Source organism: Methylobacterium sp. E-065 (assembly GCF_022829605.1).
In the GTDB taxonomy this organism is placed as follows: domain Bacteria; phylum Pseudomonadota; class Alphaproteobacteria; order Rhizobiales; family Beijerinckiaceae; genus Methylobacterium.
Genome location: NZ_JAKSYD010000289.1, coordinates 70,370 through 91,643, shown reverse-complemented (window position 1 = coordinate 91,643; position 21,274 = coordinate 70,370). Strand labels below are relative to the sequence as shown.

Annotated in this window: 22 protein-coding genes; 19 read left to right on the top strand and 3 right to left on the bottom strand. The window is 67.4% G+C overall.

From position 1 onward, the window contains the following. Positions 1–6: 6 nt before the first annotated feature. The 4 genes from MKK84_RS32400 (at position 7) to guaA (ending at position 4,166) form a co-directional block, all read left to right on the top strand. Complete coding sequence (locus MKK84_RS32400; RefSeq protein WP_243926674.1) at positions 7–1,374, top strand: NTP/NDP exchange transporter; 1,368 nt, start codon at positions 7–9, stop codon at positions 1,372–1,374. 326 nt (positions 1,375–1,700) lie between these two features. Continuing rightward, on the top strand, positions 1,701–2,096 hold the full coding sequence (locus tag MKK84_RS32395) for a hypothetical protein (RefSeq protein ID WP_243926673.1): 396 nt from the start codon (positions 1,701–1,703) through the stop codon (positions 2,094–2,096). Further along, positions 2,093–2,512 carry a hypothetical protein gene (locus tag MKK84_RS32390; RefSeq protein WP_243926671.1) on the top strand — a complete coding sequence of 140 codons (420 nt, stop codon included), beginning with the start codon at positions 2,093–2,095 and terminating at the stop codon, positions 2,510–2,512. The genes MKK84_RS32395 and MKK84_RS32390 overlap by 4 nt, the downstream gene beginning before the upstream one ends. A gap of 97 nt (positions 2,513–2,609) precedes the next feature. After that, positions 2,610–4,166 carry a glutamine-hydrolyzing GMP synthase gene (guaA, locus tag MKK84_RS32385; protein ID WP_243926669.1) on the top strand — a complete coding sequence of 519 codons (1,557 nt, stop codon included), beginning with the start codon at positions 2,610–2,612 and terminating at the stop codon, positions 4,164–4,166. A 4-nt stretch (positions 4,167–4,170) separates the two neighbouring features. Here guaA and MKK84_RS32380 read toward each other — a convergent pair whose 3' ends face one another. Together MKK84_RS32380 and tsaA are read right to left on the bottom strand one after the other, a co-directional pair. Then, positions 4,171–4,863: an SGNH/GDSL hydrolase family protein gene (locus MKK84_RS32380; protein WP_243926667.1), complete on the bottom strand. Its 693-nt coding sequence runs from the start codon at positions 4,861–4,863 to the stop codon at positions 4,171–4,173. After that, positions 4,860–5,357 (bottom strand): tRNA (N6-threonylcarbamoyladenosine(37)-N6)-methyltransferase TrmO, encoded by a 498-nt coding sequence (gene tsaA, locus MKK84_RS32375; RefSeq protein WP_243926665.1) that lies wholly within the window; start codon positions 5,355–5,357, stop codon positions 4,860–4,862. Before tsaA ends, MKK84_RS32380 begins: the two co-directional genes overlap by 4 nt. Before the next feature lie 178 nt (positions 5,358–5,535). On the opposite strand from tsaA, the gene MKK84_RS32370 reads away from it, so the two are divergent. Further along, the gene (locus tag MKK84_RS32370) at positions 5,536–7,029 is read left to right on the top strand and encodes an AMP nucleosidase (protein WP_243926663.1); all 1,494 of its coding nucleotides are present in this window, start codon (positions 5,536–5,538) and stop codon (positions 7,027–7,029) included. A 134-nt stretch (positions 7,030–7,163) separates the two neighbouring features. Here the strand turns inward: MKK84_RS32370 and MKK84_RS32365 are convergent, their stop codons facing one another. Continuing rightward, positions 7,164–7,310, bottom strand: a complete 147-nt coding sequence (locus MKK84_RS32365; RefSeq protein WP_243926661.1) for a hypothetical protein — start codon at positions 7,308–7,310, stop codon at positions 7,164–7,166. On the opposite strand from MKK84_RS32365, the gene MKK84_RS32360 reads away from it, so the two are divergent. From MKK84_RS32360 to MKK84_RS32295, 14 genes are all read left to right on the top strand, one after another. After that, positions 7,309–7,710, top strand: coding sequence for a hypothetical protein (locus tag MKK84_RS32360; protein WP_243926659.1), 402 nt, complete (start codon positions 7,309–7,311; stop codon positions 7,708–7,710). The two genes, MKK84_RS32365 and MKK84_RS32360, sit on opposite strands and share 2 nt — an antisense overlap. A gap of 234 nt (positions 7,711–7,944) precedes the next feature. Further along, positions 7,945–9,246: an SLC13 family permease gene (locus MKK84_RS32355; RefSeq protein WP_243926657.1), complete on the top strand. Its 1,302-nt coding sequence runs from the start codon at positions 7,945–7,947 to the stop codon at positions 9,244–9,246. Between the two features lie 129 nt (positions 9,247–9,375). Then, the gene (gene sdhC, locus MKK84_RS32350; protein ID WP_243926656.1) at positions 9,376–9,777 is read left to right on the top strand and encodes a succinate dehydrogenase, cytochrome b556 subunit; all 402 of its coding nucleotides are present in this window, start codon (positions 9,376–9,378) and stop codon (positions 9,775–9,777) included. Between the two features lie 10 nt (positions 9,778–9,787). Continuing rightward, complete coding sequence (sdhD, locus tag MKK84_RS32345; protein WP_243926654.1) at positions 9,788–10,207, top strand: succinate dehydrogenase, hydrophobic membrane anchor protein; 420 nt, start codon at positions 9,788–9,790, stop codon at positions 10,205–10,207. Positions 10,208–10,239: 32 nt separating this feature from the next. Beyond that, positions 10,240–12,057 (top strand): succinate dehydrogenase flavoprotein subunit, encoded by a 1,818-nt coding sequence (sdhA, locus tag MKK84_RS32340; RefSeq protein ID WP_243926652.1) that lies wholly within the window; start codon positions 10,240–10,242, stop codon positions 12,055–12,057. A gap of 91 nt (positions 12,058–12,148) precedes the next feature. Beyond that, a complete protein-coding gene (locus MKK84_RS32335; RefSeq protein ID WP_243926650.1) occupies positions 12,149–12,391 on the top strand; it encodes a DUF433 domain-containing protein in 243 nt (80 codons plus the stop codon). Continuing rightward, positions 12,388–12,762, top strand: coding sequence for a DUF5615 family PIN-like protein (locus MKK84_RS32330; protein WP_243926648.1), 375 nt, complete (start codon positions 12,388–12,390; stop codon positions 12,760–12,762). Before MKK84_RS32335 ends, MKK84_RS32330 begins: the two co-directional genes overlap by 4 nt. Positions 12,763–12,786: 24 nt before the next feature. Next, positions 12,787–13,611, top strand: a complete 825-nt coding sequence (locus MKK84_RS32325) for a succinate dehydrogenase iron-sulfur subunit (protein WP_243926646.1) — start codon at positions 12,787–12,789, stop codon at positions 13,609–13,611. Between the two features lie 255 nt (positions 13,612–13,866). Next, positions 13,867–14,451 carry an AprI/Inh family metalloprotease inhibitor gene (locus tag MKK84_RS32320; RefSeq protein ID WP_243926644.1) on the top strand — a complete coding sequence of 195 codons (585 nt, stop codon included), beginning with the start codon at positions 13,867–13,869 and terminating at the stop codon, positions 14,449–14,451. Between the two features lie 87 nt (positions 14,452–14,538). Then, positions 14,539–16,452, top strand: coding sequence for an ABC transporter ATP-binding protein (locus MKK84_RS32315; protein ID WP_243926642.1), 1,914 nt, complete (start codon positions 14,539–14,541; stop codon positions 16,450–16,452). A gap of 78 nt (positions 16,453–16,530) precedes the next feature. Beyond that, a complete protein-coding gene (locus tag MKK84_RS32310; protein ID WP_243926640.1) occupies positions 16,531–17,925 on the top strand; it encodes an MATE family efflux transporter in 1,395 nt (464 codons plus the stop codon). A 564-nt stretch (positions 17,926–18,489) separates the two neighbouring features. Further along, on the top strand, positions 18,490–18,996 hold the full coding sequence (gene petA, locus MKK84_RS32305) for a ubiquinol-cytochrome c reductase iron-sulfur subunit (RefSeq protein ID WP_243926877.1): 507 nt from the start codon (positions 18,490–18,492) through the stop codon (positions 18,994–18,996). 13 nt (positions 18,997–19,009) lie between these two features. Next, positions 19,010–20,296 (top strand): cytochrome b, encoded by a 1,287-nt coding sequence (locus MKK84_RS32300; protein WP_243926638.1) that lies wholly within the window; start codon positions 19,010–19,012, stop codon positions 20,294–20,296. A 24-nt stretch (positions 20,297–20,320) separates the two neighbouring features. Beyond that, positions 20,321–21,226, top strand: coding sequence for a cytochrome c1 (locus MKK84_RS32295; RefSeq protein WP_243926636.1), 906 nt, complete (start codon positions 20,321–20,323; stop codon positions 21,224–21,226). Positions 21,227–21,274: the final 48 nt, after the last annotated feature.

The following is a 21,274-nucleotide window of genomic DNA, read 5'->3' as shown; positions in this document are numbered from 1 at the left end:
GCGCTCATGCCTGATCCGGTTCTCCACCGCGGTCCGCTGGCGCGGTTGATCGACGTGAAGCCCGGCGAAGGCCGGGCGCTCGCCTGGGCGTGGGCCTATATCTTCTCGATCCTGGCCGCCTACTACGTGCTGCGCCCGATCCGCGACCAGATGGGCGTGGCGGGCGGCATCGAGAATCTACCTTGGCTGTTCACCGCGACCCTGGTGGGCATGCTCTGCCTGAACCTGCCCTTCGCCTATCTGGTGAAGCGGATGCCGCGGGCGCGGTTCGTGCCGATCACCTACCGGTTCTTCGCGGCCAATATCCTCGCCTTCGCGCTGGTCCTGTACCTCGCCCCGCCGGACTGGAATATCTGGATCGGCCGCGTCTTCTTCGTCTGGCTGTCGATCTTCAATCTCTTCGTCGTCTCGATCTTCTGGGCGACGATCGTCGACGTCTTCTCGAACGAGCAGGGCCGGCGCCTGTTCGGCTTCATCGCGGCCGGCGCGACACTCGGCGCCATCGCGGGCTCGGCCACCACGGCGATCCTCGCCAAGAACGTCCCGACCTGGGGCCTGATGCTCTGCGCCGTGGTGCTGCTCGAAGTCGCCGTGTTCTGCATGCGCGGCTTGGCGGCCCTGTCGAGCCAGCTCCACGAGGTGCCGGGCAGCAGCACGATTCAGAAGGGCGACCACGATCGAACGATCGGCGGCAGCGTGCTGGCGGGCGTGACCCGGACCTTCGCGTCCCCCTACCTTCTCAACATCTCGCTGTTCCTGCTGCTGTTCTCGGTGACCTCGACCTTCCTGTATTTCGAGCAGGCCGGCATCGCGAAGCGCAGCTTCCCGGATCGCGGCGCGCAGACGGCTTTCTTCGCGAGCGTCGATCTCGCGGTGAACGTCCTGACCCTCGGCGTGCAGCTCTTCCTCACCGGCCGGATCGTGAACCGGCTCGGCGTTGCGCTGACGCTCGCCATCCTGCCGGCCTTCAGTATCCTCGGCTTCGCAGCGCTGGCGATCTGGCCGACGATCGGCGTCATCGTCGCTTTTCAGGTGCTTCGGCGGGCGGGAAACTACGCCATCGCCCGGCCAATCCGGGAGGTGCTGTTCACGGTCGTTCCGCGAGAGGATCGCTACAAGGCCAAGAGCTTCATCGACACGGTGGTCTATCGCCTCGGCGATCAGATCGGCGCGTGGTCCTTCACGGGCATCCAGGGGCTGGGACTCGGCAGCACCGGGATCGCCGGGGCGGCGATCCCGCTCTCCGCCGCGTGGCTCCTGAACAGCCTCTGGCTTGGGCACGCGCAGGATCGGCGCCGGACCGCCCGTGAGACGGAGAGCGGCGAGACGGCTGAGCCTTCGGCGCCAATGGCGCGTGCGGCTCCGTCCGCATGAGCAGCTTCGCGAAAGCGGCCGCCGGTTTTGCGATCAAACCTTGCGATTAATCAAGGACTTAGCAGGGGATCCGCAACCTACCGGTGCTGCATCCAGTCCCAGGCCAGGTAGGCCGGGACGGGGAGCATGATGGCGAAGAAAATCCAGTCGAACATCTGAGGCATCGGGCAGTCCTTCGTTTGGTCCGCCCCTGGTTCTACCGGCGCCGGCGACCGAAGTTCCGGCTGCGGCAGACCCGTTGGGGCCATCTCGGAGCCGCGGCTTCGTTAAGCGCTGGTTTACCTTACGGGGCGACGTATCACGCTGGGTTCGGCCGGGAGGGACGCATGGCCAGTCTTGCTGCGCCGGCACCGACGCGGTCGTACGGGCTGGGTCGTCACATCCTGGTCGTGCTCGGACTGCTCATGCTGGCGCCGGCCCCCGCGATCGCGCAGGAGCCGCTCTTCCTCCGCATCCGTCCCATCGCGGACGCCGAGGCCGCACGCGCGGCCCGGGAGGCCTTGTGGCTGCGCCGGCAGGCGCATGCCCGAGCGGTGATCGAATCGGTTTGCACGGGATGCCTCGCCGCCTGGAAGCCCACGGGTGAGCCGGCCCCCGTCGCGCCGGCCGCGCCACCCGTGGGGGCGGTGGCGAACCTCACTGTCCGAATAGGGGTTGAAACCGACCCCGGCCCCGTTGCATCCGACGACCCCGATCCACCGATCCCCGAGAGGCAACCATGACGCAATCGCACCCGACAAGCGGCGCCGAGCCCGAAGTCGATTGTCCCGTGAGCCTCGAAGTCCTGGGCTCCGTGTACCGTGCCGACGATTTCGACCTGCCGCTGATCCTCGAGCAGATCGAGCCCCTGAAGCGCGCCCAGCTCGCCACCTACCTTTACGGCAAGAGCCACATGCACAAGCTCGGCTTGAAGGTGGCCCGCTCCTGCGACCGGGACGACCTGATTCGCGTCGCCGGCGAGATCGGCTCGGTCATTCACGGCCAGGCGCATCTGAAGCCGTCCAAGCCGGCACCGGTCGCTGCACCCGAGCTCCGCGCCAAGACCATGCCGGGCCAGAAGAAGGTCAGCCTTGCGGGCGCGCCGGCGAAGCCTGCAATCAGCCTGGGCGGCTCGGCCAAGGTCCGCAACTTCGACTGAAAGCGCGACAGGGCTGGCGCGTGCCTTGCGCGGCGATCCCCAGCCCGCATGGGGGGTGCGCGTTGCGCGCGCCCCGGGCTTCGGATAATCGCCCGCGATGAACACCGACCACGACAAGATCCTGATCGTCGATTTCGGCTCCCAGGTGACGCAGCTCATCGCCCGGCGGGTGCGGGAGGAGGGCGTGTATTGCGAGATCGTGCCCTTCACGAAGGCCGAGGCCGCGTTCCGCGAGCAGAAGCCGAAGGGCGTGATCCTCTCCGGCGGCCCCGAATCGGTGACCGTCGAGGCTTCGCCCCGGGCGCCGCAGTCGGTGTTCGATTCGGGCGTGCCGGTCTTCGGCATCTGCTACGGCCAGCAGACGATGGCGGCCCAGCTCGGTGGCGCGGTCGAAGGTGGGCATCACGCGGAGTTCGGCCGGGCCGAGGTCGAGATCCTGGCGGATTGCCCCCTGTTCAAGGGCGTCTGGCACAAGGGCGAGACCTACCCGGTCTGGATGAGCCACGGCGACCGGGTCACCAAGCTGCCGGACGGCTTCACCACCGTGGCGATTTCCAAGAACGCCCCGTTCGCGGCGGTGGCGGACGCGGCGCGCAACTACTACGCGGTGCAGTTCCACCCGGAGGTGGCGCACACGCCCCACGGCGCCCTGCTGATCCGCAACTTCGTGCGCGACATTGCGGGCTGCTCGGGCGACTGGACCATGGGCGCCTACCGCGAGGAGGCGATCGCCAAGATCCGCGAACAGGTCGGCACCGAAAAGGTGATCTGCGGCCTCTCGGGCGGCGTCGATTCCGCCGTCGCGGCGGTGCTGATTCACGAGGCGATCGGCGATCAGCTCACCTGCGTGTTCGTCGATCACGGACTGCTGCGCCTGGGCGAGGCCGAGCAGGTCGTGGCTTTGTTCCGCGACCACTACAACATCCCGTTGGTCCACGTTGAGGCGTCGGGGATGTTCCTCTCGGCGCTCGAAGGCGTCTCCGATCCGGAGGTGAAGCGGAAGACCATCGGTCGGCTGTTCATCGACGTGTTCGAGGCCGAATCGAAGAAGATCGGCGGCGCGAAGTTCCTGGCGCAGGGCACGCTCTATCCGGACGTGATCGAGAGCGTGTCGTTCACCGGCGGCCCCTCGGTGACGATCAAGAGCCACCACAATGTCGGCGGCCTGCCCGAGCGCATGGACATGAAGCTCGTCGAGCCGTTGCGCGAGCTGTTCAAGGACGAGGTCCGGGTGCTCGGCAAGGAACTCGGCCTGCCCGAAGCCTTCGTCGGTCGCCATCCGTTCCCCGGTCCGGGTCTGGCGATCCGCTGCCCCGGCACGATCACCGGCGAGAAGCTGCAGGCCCTGCGCAAGGCCGATGCGATCTACCTCGACGAGATCCGGCAGGCCGGGCTCTACGACACGATCTGGCAGGCCTTCGCGGTGATCCTGCCGGTGAAGACCGTGGGCGTAATGGGCGACGGCCGCACCTACGATCATGTCTGCGCGCTGCGGGCCGTCACGTCGGTGGACGGCATGACCGCCGATTTCTACCCCTTCGACATGGCGTTCCTCGGCCGGGTCGCGACCCGCATCATCAACGAGGTGAAGGGCATCAACCGGGTGACCTACGACATCACCTCGAAGCCCCCCGGCACCATCGAGTGGGAATAGGCGTTCACGGTCCGCACAGGACCGGTTCAAGCGCCTTCAGCGCGGGCCGGTAAGCGGCGAGGTGAAGACCGTCGCGCATGGCGCCGGGCTTGGCGAAGCCTGTCTCGCCATCGCGCAGATCCGCGAACGGATCTGCGAAGGCGCAGCCGATCCGCCCGCAGAGGACGTGCAGCCGCTGCGAGTAATCCGCGACCGCGGCGGCATCGACGAGCGTACCGAGTTCGCGTCCGAGCGGGGGGAGGGCGGTGACAACCACCCGCGGCGCGAGGCTCTGCAGGCGCCGTACGATGATCTCCGCAGCGGCCTCGAACCGCGCGGCCGGCTCGGCAGTGCGCGGCTTGTTCTTCGCGAGGATGTCGTTCGTCCCGATCGTCAGCACGGCGGTCGAAGGATGTCGGGCGAAGGTCAGCTGCTTCAGGTGATCCGCGTAAGCCGCTGCCGTTGATCCGCTCACGCCGCCATTGACCAGCGACAATCCGCAGACCTGCTGGCCACCCGGCTGCAGCTCGACCTGCGAATCGCCTCCATAGAAGACGAAGTCCGGCGGCGCCTCGTCGAGGCTCACCTGAATGGCGATGAGGCGCATCACCGCGTAGGCACGCGCATCGGCAGCCGGCCTGTGCAGACGCCAGCCCACAAGCCCGCCGAGAACGAGCAACCCGATACCCGCGACGATCAGGAGAGCGAGACGCCTCACCGCTCAGCACCGGCACGGCCGACCTGCGCATTCGGACGGGAATCCGTCGATGCGTAATAGGGCTTGATGTCGAGGAGCGGCGTACCGTCGATGCAGTCAAGCCCGCGCACCCGCAGCACGTCGCCCTCCCGGCCGAGCAGGTCCACCACCGACAAGGCAATCGGGTTCGGCCGCGCCGGTGAGCGCAGCGAGAAGGTGCCGCGCGGGCCATCAGCGTGGCGCGGCTGCTGGACCACGAGGCCGCGGGTCGCCCGGTCCATCCAGTAGAGCAGGATCAGGTGCGTGCAGCCTGTAATGGTGCGCAGACCCGGAACGTAGGGCGCATCGATCTCCACCGTGCAGAGCGCCTCGGTCTGCAGACCGTTCTTCGGGCACCCGGAACGCGTCCGCCAGGGAGTGCGCAACCGGCCGATGAAGTGAAGGCCTGCATCGAAATCCGCGGGCAGATTTGCCATCTCCTCGCCGGGACGGATCCCGAACTCGTCCGCGTTCATGCGACCTCGCTCTGCCTCAGCGGGCTTCTCGGCCAAGCACCCGGCGCCCGCAACCCCACATCTCGCAACCCCACGTCTGGCGGTGTAGAGCCGGCCCTACAGCGCCCCCCCCGCTGAAGTGGGCAGCGGTTCGGCGCAAGTGAGCGCATCAAAACAAGACCTTAGACCCGGAGGCGACATGATCGAGCGGGAATTGCGGCCGATGCAGGCCGTGGCGGATGCCGGAACTGCGATCGATCGCTTGGTCGAGCTCTACGACGGGGCCGTCGGCGCTTTGCGCCAGGCCCTGGAGCGCTACCTCGCCGGGGGCCCGCCCCCGGACGCCACCGAGCGCCTCGCCTTCCGCTACCCCGAATTGCGGATCAGCTACCGTCCGGACGGTCCACTGCCGCGGGTGCGGCGCGCCACCGCGAAGCTCCAGGCCGCCGGCACCTACGCGACCACGGTCACGCACCCCGCCTTCTTCCGCCACTACCTGACCCGCCAGCTGGAGCCGCTGATCGCCGATTACGGGATCACCCTCGAAGTGGGCCTGAGCGCACAGGAAATACCCTATCCCTACGTGCTGGAGGCCGGGCTCGACGCGCGCGGACGCGCCGTCGACGGCGCGGACCTTGCCACCTACTTCCCGGTGCCGCTGCTGTCGCTGGTGGGCGACGAGATTGCCGATGGCATCTTCGACCGCGCCGCGGGTGAGCCGCTACCGCTTGCCCTGTTCGATGCGGTGCGGGTCGATTACTCGCTGCGTCGCCTCGTCCACTACACGGGCTGCGACTGGCGCGAGGTCCAGCCCTGGATCCTGCTGACCAACTATCACCGCTACGTCGATCAGTTCGTCCGCCACGGGCTGGACCGGTTGGCCTCGGGTGCGGAAGGGTTCGAACGTCTGGTCCTGCCGGGCGGAATTTCTGTCTCGCGCGCCGAGGCCGCGCAAGCCGACCCGGCGGCGGTGATCGCGGCCTCACCCTGGCACCGGCACCAGATGCCGGCCTATCACCTCGTCACCCGGGGCGAAGACGGGACGCATCAGGGTACGACCCTGGTCAATATCGGCGTCGGTCCCTCGAACGCGAAGACGATCACCGATCACCTCGCGGTGCTGCGCCCGGATTGCTGGCTGATGGTCGGCCATTGCGGCGGCCTGCGGCAATCGCAGACCATCGGGGATTACGTGCTGGCGCACGCGTATCTCCGTCGCGACCGGATCCTCGACGAGCTTGTGCCCCCGGACGTGCCGATCCCCGCGCTCGCCGAGGTGCAGGTCGCGCTCCAGAACGCCGCCGCCGCCGTGACGGGCGAGCAGGCCGAAGCCCTCAAACGGCGCCTGCGCACCGGCACGGTCGTCACCTACGACGACCGCAATTGGGAATTGCGGTTCAGCCAGGAGCGGCGGCGGATCAACCAGTCCCGGGCGGTGGCGGTCGACATGGAGAGCGGCACCGTCGCCGCCCAGGGCTTCCGCCTGCGCGTGCCCTACGGAGCTTTGCTCTGCGTGTCGGACAAGCCGCTCCACGGCGAGATCAAGCTGCCGGGCGCCGCCAACGCGTTCTACGATCGGGCAGTCTCCGAGCATCTCAAGGTCGGGCTCGCCGCGCTCGACGCCCTGCGTGCCGATCGGCACGGGCTGCACTCGCGCAAGCTGCGGAGCTTCGACGAACCGCCCTTCCGGTGAACGACCGGCCCGATTCGCGCAGCCACGCTCTCGAGCGACCATGCTGTCGGCCCAGTGCAGCGAAGGAACGACACGCGCGCGTCGATACCGAAGCTTGGATACGCGCGGATTTAGCGCTGTTGGACAATCAACGATCACATGAAACGTTGGGTTGTTCGATGGAGTATCTGGCATTGGTATCGACCGCATTGCTTGCGGTCGCGGCTTTCAACCCGGCCGGCGCGGATGCACGCGGCTTTGGCGGCGGATTTCATCGCGGCGGCTTCGGCGGCGGATTTCATGGCGGTGGGTTCCATGGCGGCGGTGCAGGCTTCGGCGGCGCCCGCGCGGGCGGGCTCGGCGGCGGCTTCCGCGGCACAGGCCTGGGCGGGACCGGCGCAACCGCCGGGGGCGGTCTTCGGACCGGGGGATTCGGCAATTCCGGCCGCGTCGGCGCGCTCGGGACCCGCGGAGTCATCGGAAACCGGGGGGGGCATCGGAACCCCCGGGCTGGCTGGGCGGGGCTTTGCGGGCCGTCACTCTGGCCGCGGCTACGGACGTGGTCTCGGGTATGGCCTTGCGGGCGTAGGGCTCGGCCTCGGCGTTGGAAACGGACTCGGTGGCTTCGGCGACGACAGCTGCAACACCGAGTATGGCTACGGCGCCTACGATCCGGCCTCTTGCGGCACGTACGGCTACTGAACCCCTCGGAATGGCTCGTCCGGACTCGAATTCGGGAGGCCCGGCCGGTGTACGGCTGGGCCTCCGCGTGTCGAGATCCCTCGGCGCGCGTCGGATCGCCATCGGCACCATGTCGGTCTCGAAGCGCGGGCCTTCGCGGTTGAAGAAGGCTCCGTCCATCACTGCCGAATTGCGAACCTTTCCAAACCGGCCAGGATGTTCGCATTGTCGGGGGTGTGGAGAGGGGAGGATCGCGTGAGCGGGGTTGCAGCTGTGCCGGCGACCGCCGCTCTGCTCGTGCTGTGCATGAGCCTGTGGGCGACTGCGCTGTTGCCCGAGGTCGTGACGGCGCTCGCCTTCTTCGGACTGGCGATGCTCTTCCGCCTGGGCAGCGCCACCACGGTCTTTTCCGGCTTCTCGGCTTCGGCCTTCTGGCTCGTCCTGTCCGGCATGGTGGTTGGGCAGGCCATGACGCGTACCGGCTTGGGCAGCCGTGTGGCCCGCGCGCTGGCGCTTCGCCTCTCCGGCTCCTACCCGCAGTTGATCGCCGGACTGGTCGGTCTCAGCTTCCTGATCGCCTTCGTCATGCCGTCGAATCTCGGGCGGATCGCGCTGATGATTCCGGTGACACTGGCGCTCTGCGACGCATTCGGACTCGTCCAGGGTCGCCCAGGGCGGACCGGGGCGGTTCTGGCCGTGGGCGTCGCCACGCCGATTCTCTCCGCCGCGATCCTGCCCGCCAACGTACCGAACCTCGTGATGGCCGGATCGGCCGAACATCTGCTCGGTGTCCACTTCTCCTACCTGTCGTATTTCCTGCTGCACGCGCCCGTCCTGGCCGGGGTCAAGGGCGTCATCCTGGTGCTGTTGGTCGTGCGGCTGTTCCCGGATCGGCTGGCGCACGGTGCCCCGGCCTTGCCGGCCCTGCCGCCGATCTCCGCCGGCGAGCGGCGCCTCGCCGCGATCCTCGCCTGCACGCTCGCGCTGTGGATGACCGACAGCCTGCATGGGCTCGCCCCGGCCTGGGTCGGCCTCGCCGCCGCCGTCGTCTGCCTGCTGCCGCGGGTCGGCGTTCTTCCATCCGAGAGCTTCCAGCAGATCAATCTGCGGATCTGCTTCTACATCGCGGCCCTGCTGGGGCTCGTCGCCCTCGTCAACGAAACCGGGCTCGGCGAACGCCTCGGGCACCTCGTGTTGTCGGTGGCGCCGCTCGAGCCCGGCGCCCCAGTCCAGAACTTCGCCGTGCTGACGGGCCTCGGCACGGGCCTGACGCTGCTTCTAACCGCCAACGGCGCACCGGCGCTCTACACCGCGCTGGCGCGCGACATGACGGCCGCTAGCGGAATGTCACCCTACGCGGTCGTCTCGCTACAGGTCATCGGCTACTCGACGGTCTTCTTCCCGTACCAAGCGCCGCCGATCGTGTTCGCCAGCGAACTCGGCGGCGTCCGGCTCCGGGATGCGACGCGACTCACCCTGAGCTTCGGCGTGGTTGGGCTCATCGTGGCTGCCCCCCTCGATTATGCATGGTGGCTGCTGCTCGGCATGCTGAAGTGACAGAAACCGATTTGTGTTGCCCGCGTGGGCACATTGCGTCGCACCATGATGGATTGCGGCTTGCCCGCGCAGGCACTAGCGCTACCAGATTAGAGACGGTCCAGTTCGCAGCTGCGAGGCTTCATCCCGATGGCACCCACCGCACGCCCGACAGTGGCACAGCCGCTTTCGCCGCATCTCCAGATCTATCGCTGGACCTGGACCATGGCGATGTCGGTGTTTCACCGCATCACCGGAACGGCGCTCTACGGAGGGACTGCACTCGTTGCCATCTGGCTGCTGGCGCTGGCTTCCGGACCGATCGCCTATTCTTATGTCGCCGGGTTTTTCGGCTCCGTGATCGGGCGCCTGATCCTGTTCGTCTACACATGGATCCTGATGCACCACATGCTCGGCGGCCTGCGCCATTTCGCCTGGGACTTCGGGATCGGCTTCGATCGGGAGAAGCGGCTGGCGATGTCCCGTCTGACCCTGATCGGGTCGGTGGCGCTCACGCTCGTCATCTGGGCGGTCGCCCTTCTGGTCCGCTGAGGAGGTCGTCATGGCCAAGGAAAAGATCCGCCAGGACACGAGCGTCTCGATCCGCACCCCGCGGGCCCGCGTCCGGGGCCTGGGCGTCGCCCATCACGGTGTCAGCCATTGGTGGTTGCAGCGCGTCACCGCGCTGACCAACACGGTGCTGATGCTGGCGTTCGTGGTCATCATCGCGAACATGGCCGGCCGCGATTACGCGGGCGCAGTCCATATCGTCGCAAACCCCTTCGTCGCGATCATCCTCATCCTGGCACTCCTGTCGGTGACGCTCCACATGCGCATTGGCATGCAGGTGGTCATCGAGGATTACGTTCACGCGCAGGCGACCAAGATCGCCGCGGTGCTCGCCAACAACGTCTACGCGGTCCTCGTGGCCGTCGCCTGCCTCTACGCGGTCCTGCGCATCGGCTTCGGACAGCCGGCCTGAACCCCGCCATCACGACATTCGAGGAGCCGAACATGGCCGCCAATGGCACCAACGGCAGCGGGCCTGCCTACACCATCCACGATCACGCCTTCGACGTGGTGATCGTCGGCGCGGGCGGCGCGGGCCTGCGGGCGACCGTCGGCTGCTCGGAGGCCGGCCTGCGCACCGCCTGCATCACCAAGGTGTTCCCGACCCGCTCGCACACCGTGGCGGCGCAGGGCGGCATCTCGGCCTCGCTCGGCAATATGGGCCCGGATGACTGGCGCTGGCACATGTACGACACCGTGAAGGGGTCGGACTGGCTCGGCGATCAGGACGCCATCGAATACTTGGTTCGGAACGCACCTGCGGCCGTTTACGAGCTTGAGCACTGGGGCGTGCCGTTCTCCCGAACGGAAGAAGGAAAAATCTACCAGCGCCCGTTCGGCGGCATGACCACCGATTACGGCAAGGGCACCGCCCAGCGCACCTGCGCGGCGGCCGATCGGACCGGTCACGCCATGCTGCACACCCTCTACGGGCAGGCGGTGAAGAACCAGACCGACTTCTTCATCGAGTATTTCGCCCTCGACCTGATCATGGACGACGAGGGCCGCTGCCGCGGCGTCATCGCCCTCGACCAGGCCACCGGCGAGATCCACCGCTTCCGCGCCCAGACGACCATCCTGGCGACCGGCGGCTACGGCCGCGCCTATTTCTCGGCGACCTCCGCGCATACCTGCACGGGCGACGGCAATGCCATGGTTCTGCGTGCCGGCCTGCCGCTGCAGGACATGGAGTTCGTGCAGTTCCACCCGACCGGCATCTACGGCGCGGGCTGCCTGATCACCGAGGGCTCGCGCGGCGAGGGCGGCTACCTGACCAATTCCGAGGGCGAGCGCTTCATGGAGCGCTATGCACCGTCGGCCAAGGATCTCGCGTCGCGCGACGTGGTCTCGCGCTCGATGACCATGGAGATCCGAGACGGCCGCGGCGTCGGCAAGAACAAGGACCACATCTACCTGCACCTCGATCACCTGGATCCGAAGATCCTGCACGAGCGCCTGCCGGGTATCTCGGAATCGGCAAAGATCTTCGCCGGTGTCGATGTCACCAAGGAGCCGATCCCGGTCATCCCCACCGTGCACTACAACATGGGCGGCATTCCCACGAACTATCACGGTGAGGTGCTGACGCTGCGCGACGGCAACCCCGACACGGTGGTTCCCGGTTTGATGGCGATCGGCGAGGCGGCCTGCGTGTCGGTGCACGGCGCCAACCGCCTCGGCTCGAACTCGCTGATCGACCTCGTGGTGTTCGGCCGGGCAGCCGGCAAGCGCTGCGCCGAGATCGTCGAGCCGAACGGGCGGGCGATGGAATTGCCGAAGGGCGCCACCGACAAGGCGCTCGAGCGCCTCGACCGTTTCCGCCACGCCAATGGCTCGACGCCGACCGCGGATCTGCGCGCCGAGATGCAGAAGACCATGCAGAACAACTGCGCTGTGTTCCGCACCGGTGAGGTTCTGGAGGAGGGCAAGGGCCTGATCCACAAGGTCTGGAACGCCGCCGCCGACGTGAGGATCACCGACCGGTCGCTGGTCTGGAACACCGACCTCTTGGAGACCCTGGAGTTCGACAACCTGATCGGCCAGGCGGTGGTGACGATGGAATCGGCTGCCAACCGAACCGAGTCCCGCGGTGCCCACGCCCGCGAGGACTTCCCGGATCGCGACGATAAGGACTGGATGAAGCACACCCTGTCCTGGCTCGACGAGAGCCGGCATCAGGTGAACATCGATTATCGCCCGGTTCACACCTACACGATGTCTAACGAGATTCAGTATATCGAGCCGAAGGCCCGCGTGTATTAAATTGACTGCCCGTGCCGTGGGTGCCGAAAACCGGCATTCACGCCGTTTTCGGACCGTTCACCGGTCGAATCGAGGTGTGAGGAGTGTTGTTGTGCCGCATACCTACCAGGGATTTCCCCGGATCTCGGTTGATACCGCGGTGATGGGTGGCAAGCCGTGCATCCGCGGCATGCGAGTGACGGTCGGGATGATCCTGGGTGAACTCGGTGGCGGAACGACGATCGACGAACTCCTGGCTGGCTATCCCTACTTGGAGCGAGAGGACATTCTCGAAGCCCTTCGCTTCGGCGCGTCACTCGCAGGCTTCCGGGAAGTTGGCCTGGTCGCCGCATGAAACTCGTCGTCGATATGAATCTGTCGATCGCCTGGGTCGGAGGGCTGGAAAGCCAAGGATTCTCTGTCGCCCACTGGAGCACGATTGGGCTTCGGGATGCGACCGACGAGGCGATCATGGATTGGGCACGCGCCAATAGCGCGATCGTGCTCACGCGAGACCTCGATTTTGGCGTCGCCCTGACGCGACAGGGGTTGATCGCCCCGAGCGTGATTCAGCTTCGGTGCGGACGCATCGAGCATGAGCGCCACCTCACTGTCGTAGCACGCGTCCTGACGGATCACCGCGGCTCCCTAGAAGCCGGCGCGATCGTCACGATCGAAGATGAGCGCGTTCGCGTGCGAATCCTCGATCCCGACTTTCCTACCTGACCGATACTGCCGGACATCGACCCAATGGCCCAGTTCAACCTTCCGAAGAACTCCCAGATCACGCAGGGCAAGTCCTGGCCGGCCCCTCCGGGCGCCCGGAGCCTGCAGACGTTCAAGATCTACCGCTGGAACCCGGATGACGGGGCCAATCCGCGCATCGACACCTATCAGGTCGATCGCGAGGATTGCGGCCCGATGGTCCTCGACGCGCTCCTGTGGATCAAGAACAAGGTCGATTCGACCCTGGTCTTCCGCCGGTCCTGCCGCGAGGGCATCTGCGGCTCCTGCGCGATGAACATCGAGGGCCAGAACGCGCTCGCCTGCACGATGGGCATCGACGAGTGCAAGAGCCCCGACAATGCCCTGCCGGTCATGACCCGCAAGGACAAGGATGGGGCGATCCGCATCTATCCGCTGCCCCACATGCCGGTGCTGAAGGACCTCGTGCCGGACCTCACCAATTTCTACGCCCAGCACGCGGCGATCGAGCCGTGGCTACAGACTGAAACCCCGGCTCCCGAGAAGGAGTGGCGCCAGACCCCCGAGGACCGCTCGCGCCTCGACGGCCTCTACGAGTGCATCCTGTGCGCGTGCTGCAGCACGTCCTGCCCGAGCTACTGGTGGAACGGCGACAAGTTCCTCGGCCCAGCGGCTCTGCTCCAGGCCTATCGCTGGCTGATCGACTCACGCGACGAGAATACCGGTGACCGGCTCGACAACCTGCACGACCCGTTCCGGCTCTATCGCTGCCACACGATCATGAACTGCGCCAATACTTGCCCGAAGAGTCTGAATCCCGCGAAGGCGATTGCCGAGATCAAGAAAATGATGATCGAGCGCGCTCTCTGATTAGACGGCGCGATATTCGCCGAAGTGAATTCCGTCTCGGCGCCAAAGAGCGCGTCAACGCAGGAACTCAGAGCCGGTCGCGATCGGGACCGGCCCTGAATTTGCGGCCTGAACGCCACACTCCCTTGAAAAGGCGCGCCTCCCGCGACGGACTCACCGGGCATCGCCAGGGCCGCCTTGCCGTCAGCGCATTTGCCGCCGAGTCAGGAGGGACGCGCGGAAGCGTGCCTGTTCAAGCCTGACCCAAGTGGATCGATGCTGCGCCCGAGCCTGTCGACGTTCGCCGTTCTCTGCCTGGCCGCCAGCCTTGGTGCCTGCGCGTCCAGCCGGCTCGACGCGCCGCGCACCCGGGCGCCCCAGGCCGGCCTCGAAGCCGTCCAGGCCGTTCCGTCGGGGACGGTGACGGCAGCGCCGCTTGCCCCGCCGCCGGGCGTGGCGGCAAGCCCCGACGCGTCGCCCCCTCCCGGCCCGCAAGCGGCCCTCTCGCCCGCGGCGCCAACGGTGATCGCCGAGCCGGTCACCCCGCCGGCACCGCCGCCGCCCGTGGTCGCCACCGGGCGCGCCGCCGTGGTCGGGAGTTGGGACGCCCGGGACGCGACTGGGGCGAACTGCAAGGTCACGCTCTCCAGCGCCCCCGCGCTCGACCTCTACAAGGCGTCGGCCTCGGCCTGCCCGAACAAGGATCTCGCCAAGGTCTCGGCGTGGGATTTCCGAGACGGCGAGGTCTATCTCTATCAGCCCGGCGGTACCGTGGCGGCACGCCTGCGCCAGGGCGGGGGCGGAGGCGGCCTGGAAGGCGCGCTGACCAAGTCGGGGGCCGCCCTCGCGCTGAACCGCTAAGGCGGTTGGCGCGACCTCCGCGCGCGGTTGGCGCGGCGCGCCCCGCGCTTACATGAGGGGCTCCCGTAGCGTCACGCCCCAGGCAGCATGTTCCTCGATTGGCTCGAGCGCCGCGTGGATCCGTTCGCGCCCTTCGACGAATCCCAGATGCCACCGCGTACGGTGCTCGGGTTCGCGTGGTTCTACCTGCGCCCGATCCGCGCTGCGCTGGCGGCCCTGTTCGTCATCGCGGTGCTCGCCGGCACGGTCGAGGCCTCGCTCTACCTCGTCATGCGGTGGTTCATCGATTTGCTCGGCACGGCTGATCGCGCCACCGTTCTGTCGGATCACGCCACCGGCCTCGGCTTGGCGGTGCTGCTGATCGCGGTGATCAGGCCGGTCTCGATCTGGGCGCACGAGGTGCTGTCCAACCAGCTGATCGTGCCGCAATCGACCAGCCAGATCCGTTGGCGGGCGCATCTCTACACCCTCGGTCACGCGCTGTCGTATTTCCAGGGCGACTTCTCAGGGCGCCTCGCGAACCGCGTCGTGCAGGTCGGGCCGGCGGTACGCGAACTCGCGGTCGTGTTCATCGACACGCTGCTCTACGTGGCGATCTATGCCGTGACGGCAGTCGGCCTGTTCGGCTCGATCTCGGCCTGGCTCGCCCTACCGGTCCTGGTCTGGATCGGCGTCTACGCGTGGCTGACCGCATGGTTCGTGCCCCGAGCTCGGGCTCGCTCGCACAAGACCGCAGATACGCGCTCGACGCTGATCGGCCGCATCGTCGACAGCTACACCAACATCCTGACCGTGAAGCTCTTCGCCCGGGACCGGGAGGAGCGGGCCGCCGTGCGCGACGCCGTGGACGTCCATACCGAGGCGTACCTGCACCAGTTCCGGCTGGTGACGCTCACCACCAGTCTGCTGGGTATCCTCAACAGCGCACTGCTGATCGCCACGGGCGCTGCCTGCATCGTCCTGTGGCGCGGCGGCGGCATGACGACCGGCGAGGCGTCGGCGGGGCTCGCTCTGGTGCTCCGGCTCATCGCGATGTCGGGCTGGGTGATGCAGACCGTGCGCGGCGTGTTCGAGAATGTCGGCGTGGTCCAGGAGAGCATGCAGACCATGGCGCGGCCCCACGCGCTGGTCGATGCGCCGGACGCGCGGGAACTCGTCGTCACCGGCGGCGAGGTCCGGTTCGAGACGGTCGGCTTTCACTATGGCCGCGGCGACGCAACCGTGATCGAGGACTTCTCGCTCACGATTCGCCCCGGCGAAAAGGTCGGCCTCGTCGGCGTCAGCGGCGCGGGAAAATCGACACTCGCGAGCCTGCTGCTGCGCCTCTACGACGTCGAGAGCGGTCGCATCCGCGTCGATGGGCAGGACATCGCCACGGTGACGCAGCAATCCCTGCGCGAGGCGATCGCGATGGTCAGCCAGGACACGTCGCTGCTGCACCGCTCGATCCGCGACAACATCGCCTACGGCCGGCCGGACGCCTCCGATGAGGAAATCGCGCGGGCCGCGCAGCTGGCCCATGCCGATGGTTTCATCGCCGATCTCGTCGACCACAAAGGGCGGCGTGGCTACGACGCCCAGGTCGGCGAACGCGGCGTGAAAGTCTCGGGCGGTCAGCGTCAGCGGATCGCCATCGCGCGGGTGATCCTCAAGGACGCGCCGATCCTGATCCTGGACGAGGCGACCTCGGCTCTCGACAGCCAGGTCGAGGCAGCAATTCAGGAATCCCTCGACACGCTGATGGCCGGCAAGACCGTGCTGGCGATCGCTCATCGGCTCTCGACCATCGCGGCTCTCGACCGGCTTATCGTGATCGAGCGCGGGCGAATCGTCGAGGAGGGGACGCATGCGGAACTCGTCGCCCGCGGCGGCGTCTATGCCGGCCTGTGGTCGCGGCAATCGGGCGGCTTCCTGGCCGACCAGTCGACGCTGGGGGCACCCGATGCCGAGCATCCGCCGGACCGACGCGCGCGACAGGTTTCCGACGCGTTACGCGGATAGAATCTCACCCTGAAGGTCGTTGGCTGCCACGCGAAGACAGCCGATCCGTCCAAATCCCGCACACACCGAGAGTTTTTCATGTCGGCACTCGACCTCGCGGATCTTCCCGCGCGGGAAGGGGCCCCGTCACACCGCCCTTGGCTCCGTGAACTGCGCGCGACACTCGCGCTGTCCGGGCCGCTCGTGCTCACCAATCTCGCCCAGCACGGCCTGATCATGGCCGATGTGGTCATGCTCGGCCGCCTCGGCTCCGAGGCGCTGGCGGCGGCGACCCTGGCGCACGGACTCTACTTCATCCTGTTCATCGGCGGCCTCGGTCTGACCGGGACGGTTGCGCCGCTGATCGCGGCGGCGCTCGGGCACGACTCAGGGGCGACCGACGCCGCGCGCCGGACCCTGCGGGCGGGCTTCTGGGCTGCCACCCTGGTGGCGGTGCCCCTCATGGCGATCCTCTGGCACACCGGCGCGCTCCTCGCCGCGATCGGCGAACCGCTGCCCCTGGCCGAGGCCGCCGGTGCCTACATGCGCGTCCTGCAATGGGCGATGTGGCCAGCCCTTCTGTTCATGGCCCTGCGGGGAGCGCTCGCTGCCTTGGAACGGCCGGGCTGGGCGCTCGCCGCGAGCCTCGCGGCGCTCCCGGTGAACGTCGCCCTCGGACTCTGGCTCGCCTTTCCGACGGGCTTCGCCCTCGGCATGACGGGCATCGGCGCCGCCACGCTGTGCTCGGCCGTGTTCAGCCTCACCCTTCTGGTCGTCGTGGTGCTGTGTGATCCGCGTCTCCGGCGCTACCGGCTGCTCCAGGGGTTCTGGCGCTTCGACGGCGCGCGGCTCGCTGCCGTGTTCCGCCTCGGCCTGCCGATGGCGGCCACCGGCCTCGCCGAGGCGGGATTGTTCGAGGCTGCCGCCCTCGGCATGGGCCTGTTCGGGGCCAGCCAGCTCGCAGCCCACGCCGTGGCGATCCAGATCGCGGCCGTCTGCTTCATGGTGCCGAACGGTGTCGCGCAAGCCGCGACCGTCCGCGTCGGTCTGGCCTTCGGGCGACGGGACGGAAGCGGCGTGCGCCGGTCCGGCGCGGTTGCCCTCGGGCTCGCCTTCGCCTTCATGGCCCTCTGCGCGCTCACGCAGCTCGCCGCCCCGGACCGACTCACCGGCCTGTTCCTCGACCTCGCTGACCCAGCCAACGCCGGGGTCCTACCGATCGCCGTGGCCTTCATCGGCTTCGCGGCCCTCTTCGCGGTTGCGGACGGCATCCAGTCGGTGGCGCTTGGGATGCTGCGCGGCCTGCAGGACGCCACCGTTCCGATGTGGATCGCGATCGGCGGCTATTGGGGACTCGGTGTACCGCTGGGCGCCGCCCTAGCCTGGGGCGCGGGTCTTCAAGGCTACGGCATCTGGCTCGGATTCTGCGCGGGCCTGTTCGCGGTGGCGAGCCTGCTGGTCCTGCGGTGGCGACGCCTCACCGCCGCCTGCTGATTCGGGAATCGATCCAAGCGTCGTCTTGAGTGACCGGTCATATCCCCGTCGGTCGCGACGCGATGCAAACCGAGGTTGAGCATCCCCGTCAGATATCGCCTGGCTTGAGACAGTTCGCGTCGCCCGGGATGGCGGAGGGAACGCCACAACCGGCGCATGCGCGTGAAAACCCAATCCGGCGGACTTCGGACGCCGGATGTGATCAGTGCTGCGGCGCCTGGATCGACCGCGGAGTGCCGCCGACGCGAGCCGAGGGAGGCCCCTCCGGGCAATCGGCACGATATCTGGACAGAGACGTCCGATCCGTATCGCTGCGCCGCAAACCGTCGCTTGACTCGGGAGCGGCAGACGGTCTCATTGCCCCGATTAGAACGATAATGCTTTGATCCTGGCTACAGCCGGGAGACCAGGGCAGGGCGCCTGCGGCCCTCACGCCGACGCACGGAGTTCATGAACTTGGCGAACACATCAGCCGCCGCGCCCGTGGCCCACGGGCAGGATACGCACGGGCAGGGCACTCATGGGCAAGGCACTCATGGGCCGGAGGGTAGCCGGCGCGACTTCCTGTTCCTGGCAACGGGCGCTGCGCTTGCCGTCGGAGCCGGGTCCGTGGTCTGGCCGCTGATCTCGTCCATGGCGCCCGACGCCGACACGATCGCGGCCGGCGCACCGATCGAGGTCGACCTGACGCCGATCCAGGACGGACAGATCGTCAACGTCTTCTGGCGCGGCAAGCTGATCTTCGTGCGCAAGCTGACCGCGAAGGAATTGACCGACATGAAGGCGGTCCCCCTCACGGCAATGATCGATCCGGCCGCCTTCACGACCCGTGTCAAGAATGGGCACGACCAGTGGTTGGTGGTGTACGGCAATTGCACGCATCTCGGCTGCGTGCCGATCGGCCACCAGGGTAATTTTGAGGGCTGGGCTTGCCCCTGCCACGGTTCGCAGTTCGACGCGGTGGGTCGCGTGCGCCATGGACCGGCGCCGATCAACCTGCCCATCCCGCCCTACGCCTTCCAGACGGATGCCAAGATCCGGATCGGCGAAGGCGGCAAGGAAGCGGCCTGAGGAGGACGGAAGCATGAGCGGTACGGCCAGCACCTACGTCCCCAAGAGCCGCGTAGCCAAATGGTTCGAGGCGCGCCTGCCCATCGCCGGGCTGGTGCACTCGTCCTTCATCGCCTACCCGGTTCCGCGGAACCTCAATTACTTCTGGACCTTCGGCGCGATTCTCGCCGCCTTCCTCGGCATCCAGATCATCACCGGCGTCTGGCTGGCGATGCACTACGAGCCTTCCGCGACTGGCGCTTTCAACTCCGTCGAGAAGATCATGCGCGACGTGAACTACGGCTGGCTGCTGCGCTACGCGCACGCCAACGGCGCGTCGATGTTCTTCGTGGCGGTCTACGTCCACATGTTCCGGGCGCTCTATTACGGGTCGTACAAGGCCCCCCGCGAGGTGCTCTACATCCTCGGCGTCGTCATCTACCTGCTGATGATGGCCACGGCCTTCCTCGGCTACACGCTGCCATGGGGCCAGATGAGCTTCTGGGGCGCCACCGTCATCACCAACATCCTGGCGGCGATCCCGGTGGTCGGCGACACGATCCAGACCCTGCTCTGGGGCGGCTACTCGGTCGGAAACCCGACGGTGAACCGCTTCTTCTCGCTGCATTATCTCCTGCCCTGGATGATCGCGGGCGTCGTCGTGCTCCACGTCTGGGCGCTGCACGTCACGGGTCAGAACAACCCGGCCGGGATCCCGATCAAGTCGGGCAAGGACACGGTGCCGTTCACCCCCTACGCGACGGTCAAGGATGTGTTCGCGACCTGCGTGTTCATGATCCTGTTCGCGTGGTTCCTGTTCTTCCAGCCGAACTTCCTCGGCCACGCGGACAACTACATCCCGGCGAACCCCGCCGTGACGCCCGCGCACATCGTGCCGGAATGGTACTTCCTGCCGTTCTACGCGATCCTGCGCGCGGTCCCGAGCAAGCTCGGCGGCGTCATCCTGATGTTCTCGGCGGTGCTCATTCTGGCCTTCGCGCCGTGGCTCGACACGTCGCGGATCCGGTCGTGCAACTACCGGCCGATCTACCGCCAGTTCTTCTGGGTGTTCATCGGAACGACCCTTCTGCTCGGCTGGCTCGGCTCGCAGCCTCCCGAGGGTGGCTACGTGATCGCGTCGCAGGTCTGCACGGCCTACTACTTCGCCCACTTCCTGATCGTCATGCCGCTCTGCGGCCTGTTCGAGACACCGAAGAAACTACCCGGCTCGATCCTCGAGAGCGTGACCGGACCGGGCAAGCAGGTCAGCGGATCCGGCATGCCAGCGGGCGCCGCCGCCGCTCCGACCACCAAGGGCTGACGGGCTGACGACAGGACCATGAACATGACCCGCGTCCTCCCGATGACCGCCGCGGCCGCCCTTGCGGCCTTCCTGATCGGCACCGTGCCGTCCTCCGCCGAGGAAGGCCATGGTGGCCCGATCCCGGCCCGCGTAAAATGGAGCTTCGCCGGCACGTTCGGCCGCTTCGACGCCGCGCAGCTGCAGCGCGGCTTCCAGGTCTACAAGGAAGTCTGCTCGGCCTGCCATTCGATGAAGCTGGTCTCCTTCCGCAACCTCGCGCAGGAGGGCGGACCCGACTTCACCGCCGGCCAGGTCAAGGCACTCGCCGCGACCTATCAGGTCAAGGACGGGCCGAACGATGCGGGCGACATGTTCGAACGCCCCGGTCGCCCGGCCGACACGTTCCCGCCACCCTTCCCGAACGATCAGGCCGCGGCGGCGGCGAACGGCGGCAAGGCGCCTCCGGACTTTTCGGTGATCGCCAAGGCGCGGACCTTCTCCCGCGGCTCGCTCTACTTCCTTACCGACTGGCTGCCCCTGATCGGCTACTCGGAGCAGGGCCCCGACTACATCCATGCGCTGCTCAACGGCTACGAAGAGGCGCCGAAGGACTTCACGGTTCCGGATGGCGGCCACTACAACAAGTACTATCCCGGCCACATCATCGCGATGCCGCCGCCGATCTCCGACGGGCAGGTCACCTACCCGAAGGACGACAAGGGCCAGCCGGTGGCGCCCGAGACCGTCGATCAATACGGCAAGGACGTCGCGGCCTTCCTGATGTGGTCGGCCGAGCCTCACATGATGGACCGCAAGGCCCTGGGCTTCCGGGTGATCCTGTTCCTGATCATCCTGTCGGGGCTGCTCTACTACGTGAAGAAGAAGATCTGGGCCGATGTCGGCGGCGAGGTCCACGGCCTCCAGCCGGAGCTGCACAAGGCCTATTGAGCCGATGCACCAGATCGATGATGCCGGTGGGCCTCCCTCGTGGGGGCC

What these genes read in the sequence shown, in the direction of transcription:
- guaA (WP_243926669.1), top strand. Translation starts at nt 2,610, where the DNA reads ATGAACACCGACCACGACAAGATCCTGATCGTCGATTTCGGCTCCCAG.
- MKK84_RS32330 (WP_243926648.1), top strand. Translation starts at nt 12,388, where the DNA reads ATGAAACTCGTCGTCGATATGAATCTGTCGATCGCCTGGGTCGGAGGG.
- MKK84_RS32370 (WP_243926663.1), top strand. Translation starts at nt 5,536, where the DNA reads ATGATCGAGCGGGAATTGCGGCCGATGCAGGCCGTGGCGGATGCCGGA.
- MKK84_RS32365 (WP_243926661.1), bottom strand. Translation starts at nt 7,310, where the DNA reads ATGAAATCCGCCGCCGAAGCCGCCGCGATGAAATCCGCCGCCAAAGCC.
- MKK84_RS32395 (WP_243926673.1), top strand. Translation starts at nt 1,701, where the DNA reads ATGGCCAGTCTTGCTGCGCCGGCACCGACGCGGTCGTACGGGCTGGGT.
- MKK84_RS32400 (WP_243926674.1), top strand. Translation starts at nt 7, where the DNA reads ATGCCTGATCCGGTTCTCCACCGCGGTCCGCTGGCGCGGTTGATCGAC.
- sdhA (WP_243926652.1), top strand. Translation starts at nt 10,240, where the DNA reads ATGGCCGCCAATGGCACCAACGGCAGCGGGCCTGCCTACACCATCCAC.
- MKK84_RS32390 (WP_243926671.1), top strand. Translation starts at nt 2,093, where the DNA reads ATGACGCAATCGCACCCGACAAGCGGCGCCGAGCCCGAAGTCGATTGT.
- MKK84_RS32300 (WP_243926638.1), top strand. Translation starts at nt 19,010, where the DNA reads ATGAGCGGTACGGCCAGCACCTACGTCCCCAAGAGCCGCGTAGCCAAA.
- MKK84_RS32310 (WP_243926640.1), top strand. Translation starts at nt 16,531, where the DNA reads ATGTCGGCACTCGACCTCGCGGATCTTCCCGCGCGGGAAGGGGCCCCG.
- MKK84_RS32325 (WP_243926646.1), top strand. Translation starts at nt 12,787, where the DNA reads ATGGCCCAGTTCAACCTTCCGAAGAACTCCCAGATCACGCAGGGCAAG.
- tsaA (WP_243926665.1), bottom strand. Translation starts at nt 5,357, where the DNA reads ATGAACGCGGACGAGTTCGGGATCCGTCCCGGCGAGGAGATGGCAAAT.
- sdhC (WP_243926656.1), top strand. Translation starts at nt 9,376, where the DNA reads ATGGCACCCACCGCACGCCCGACAGTGGCACAGCCGCTTTCGCCGCAT.
- MKK84_RS32295 (WP_243926636.1), top strand. Translation starts at nt 20,321, where the DNA reads ATGACCCGCGTCCTCCCGATGACCGCCGCGGCCGCCCTTGCGGCCTTC.
- MKK84_RS32315 (WP_243926642.1), top strand. Translation starts at nt 14,539, where the DNA reads ATGTTCCTCGATTGGCTCGAGCGCCGCGTGGATCCGTTCGCGCCCTTC.
- MKK84_RS32360 (WP_243926659.1), top strand. Translation starts at nt 7,309, where the DNA reads ATGGCGGTGGGTTCCATGGCGGCGGTGCAGGCTTCGGCGGCGCCCGCG.
- MKK84_RS32320 (WP_243926644.1), top strand. Translation starts at nt 13,867, where the DNA reads ATGCTGCGCCCGAGCCTGTCGACGTTCGCCGTTCTCTGCCTGGCCGCC.
- sdhD (WP_243926654.1), top strand. Translation starts at nt 9,788, where the DNA reads ATGGCCAAGGAAAAGATCCGCCAGGACACGAGCGTCTCGATCCGCACC.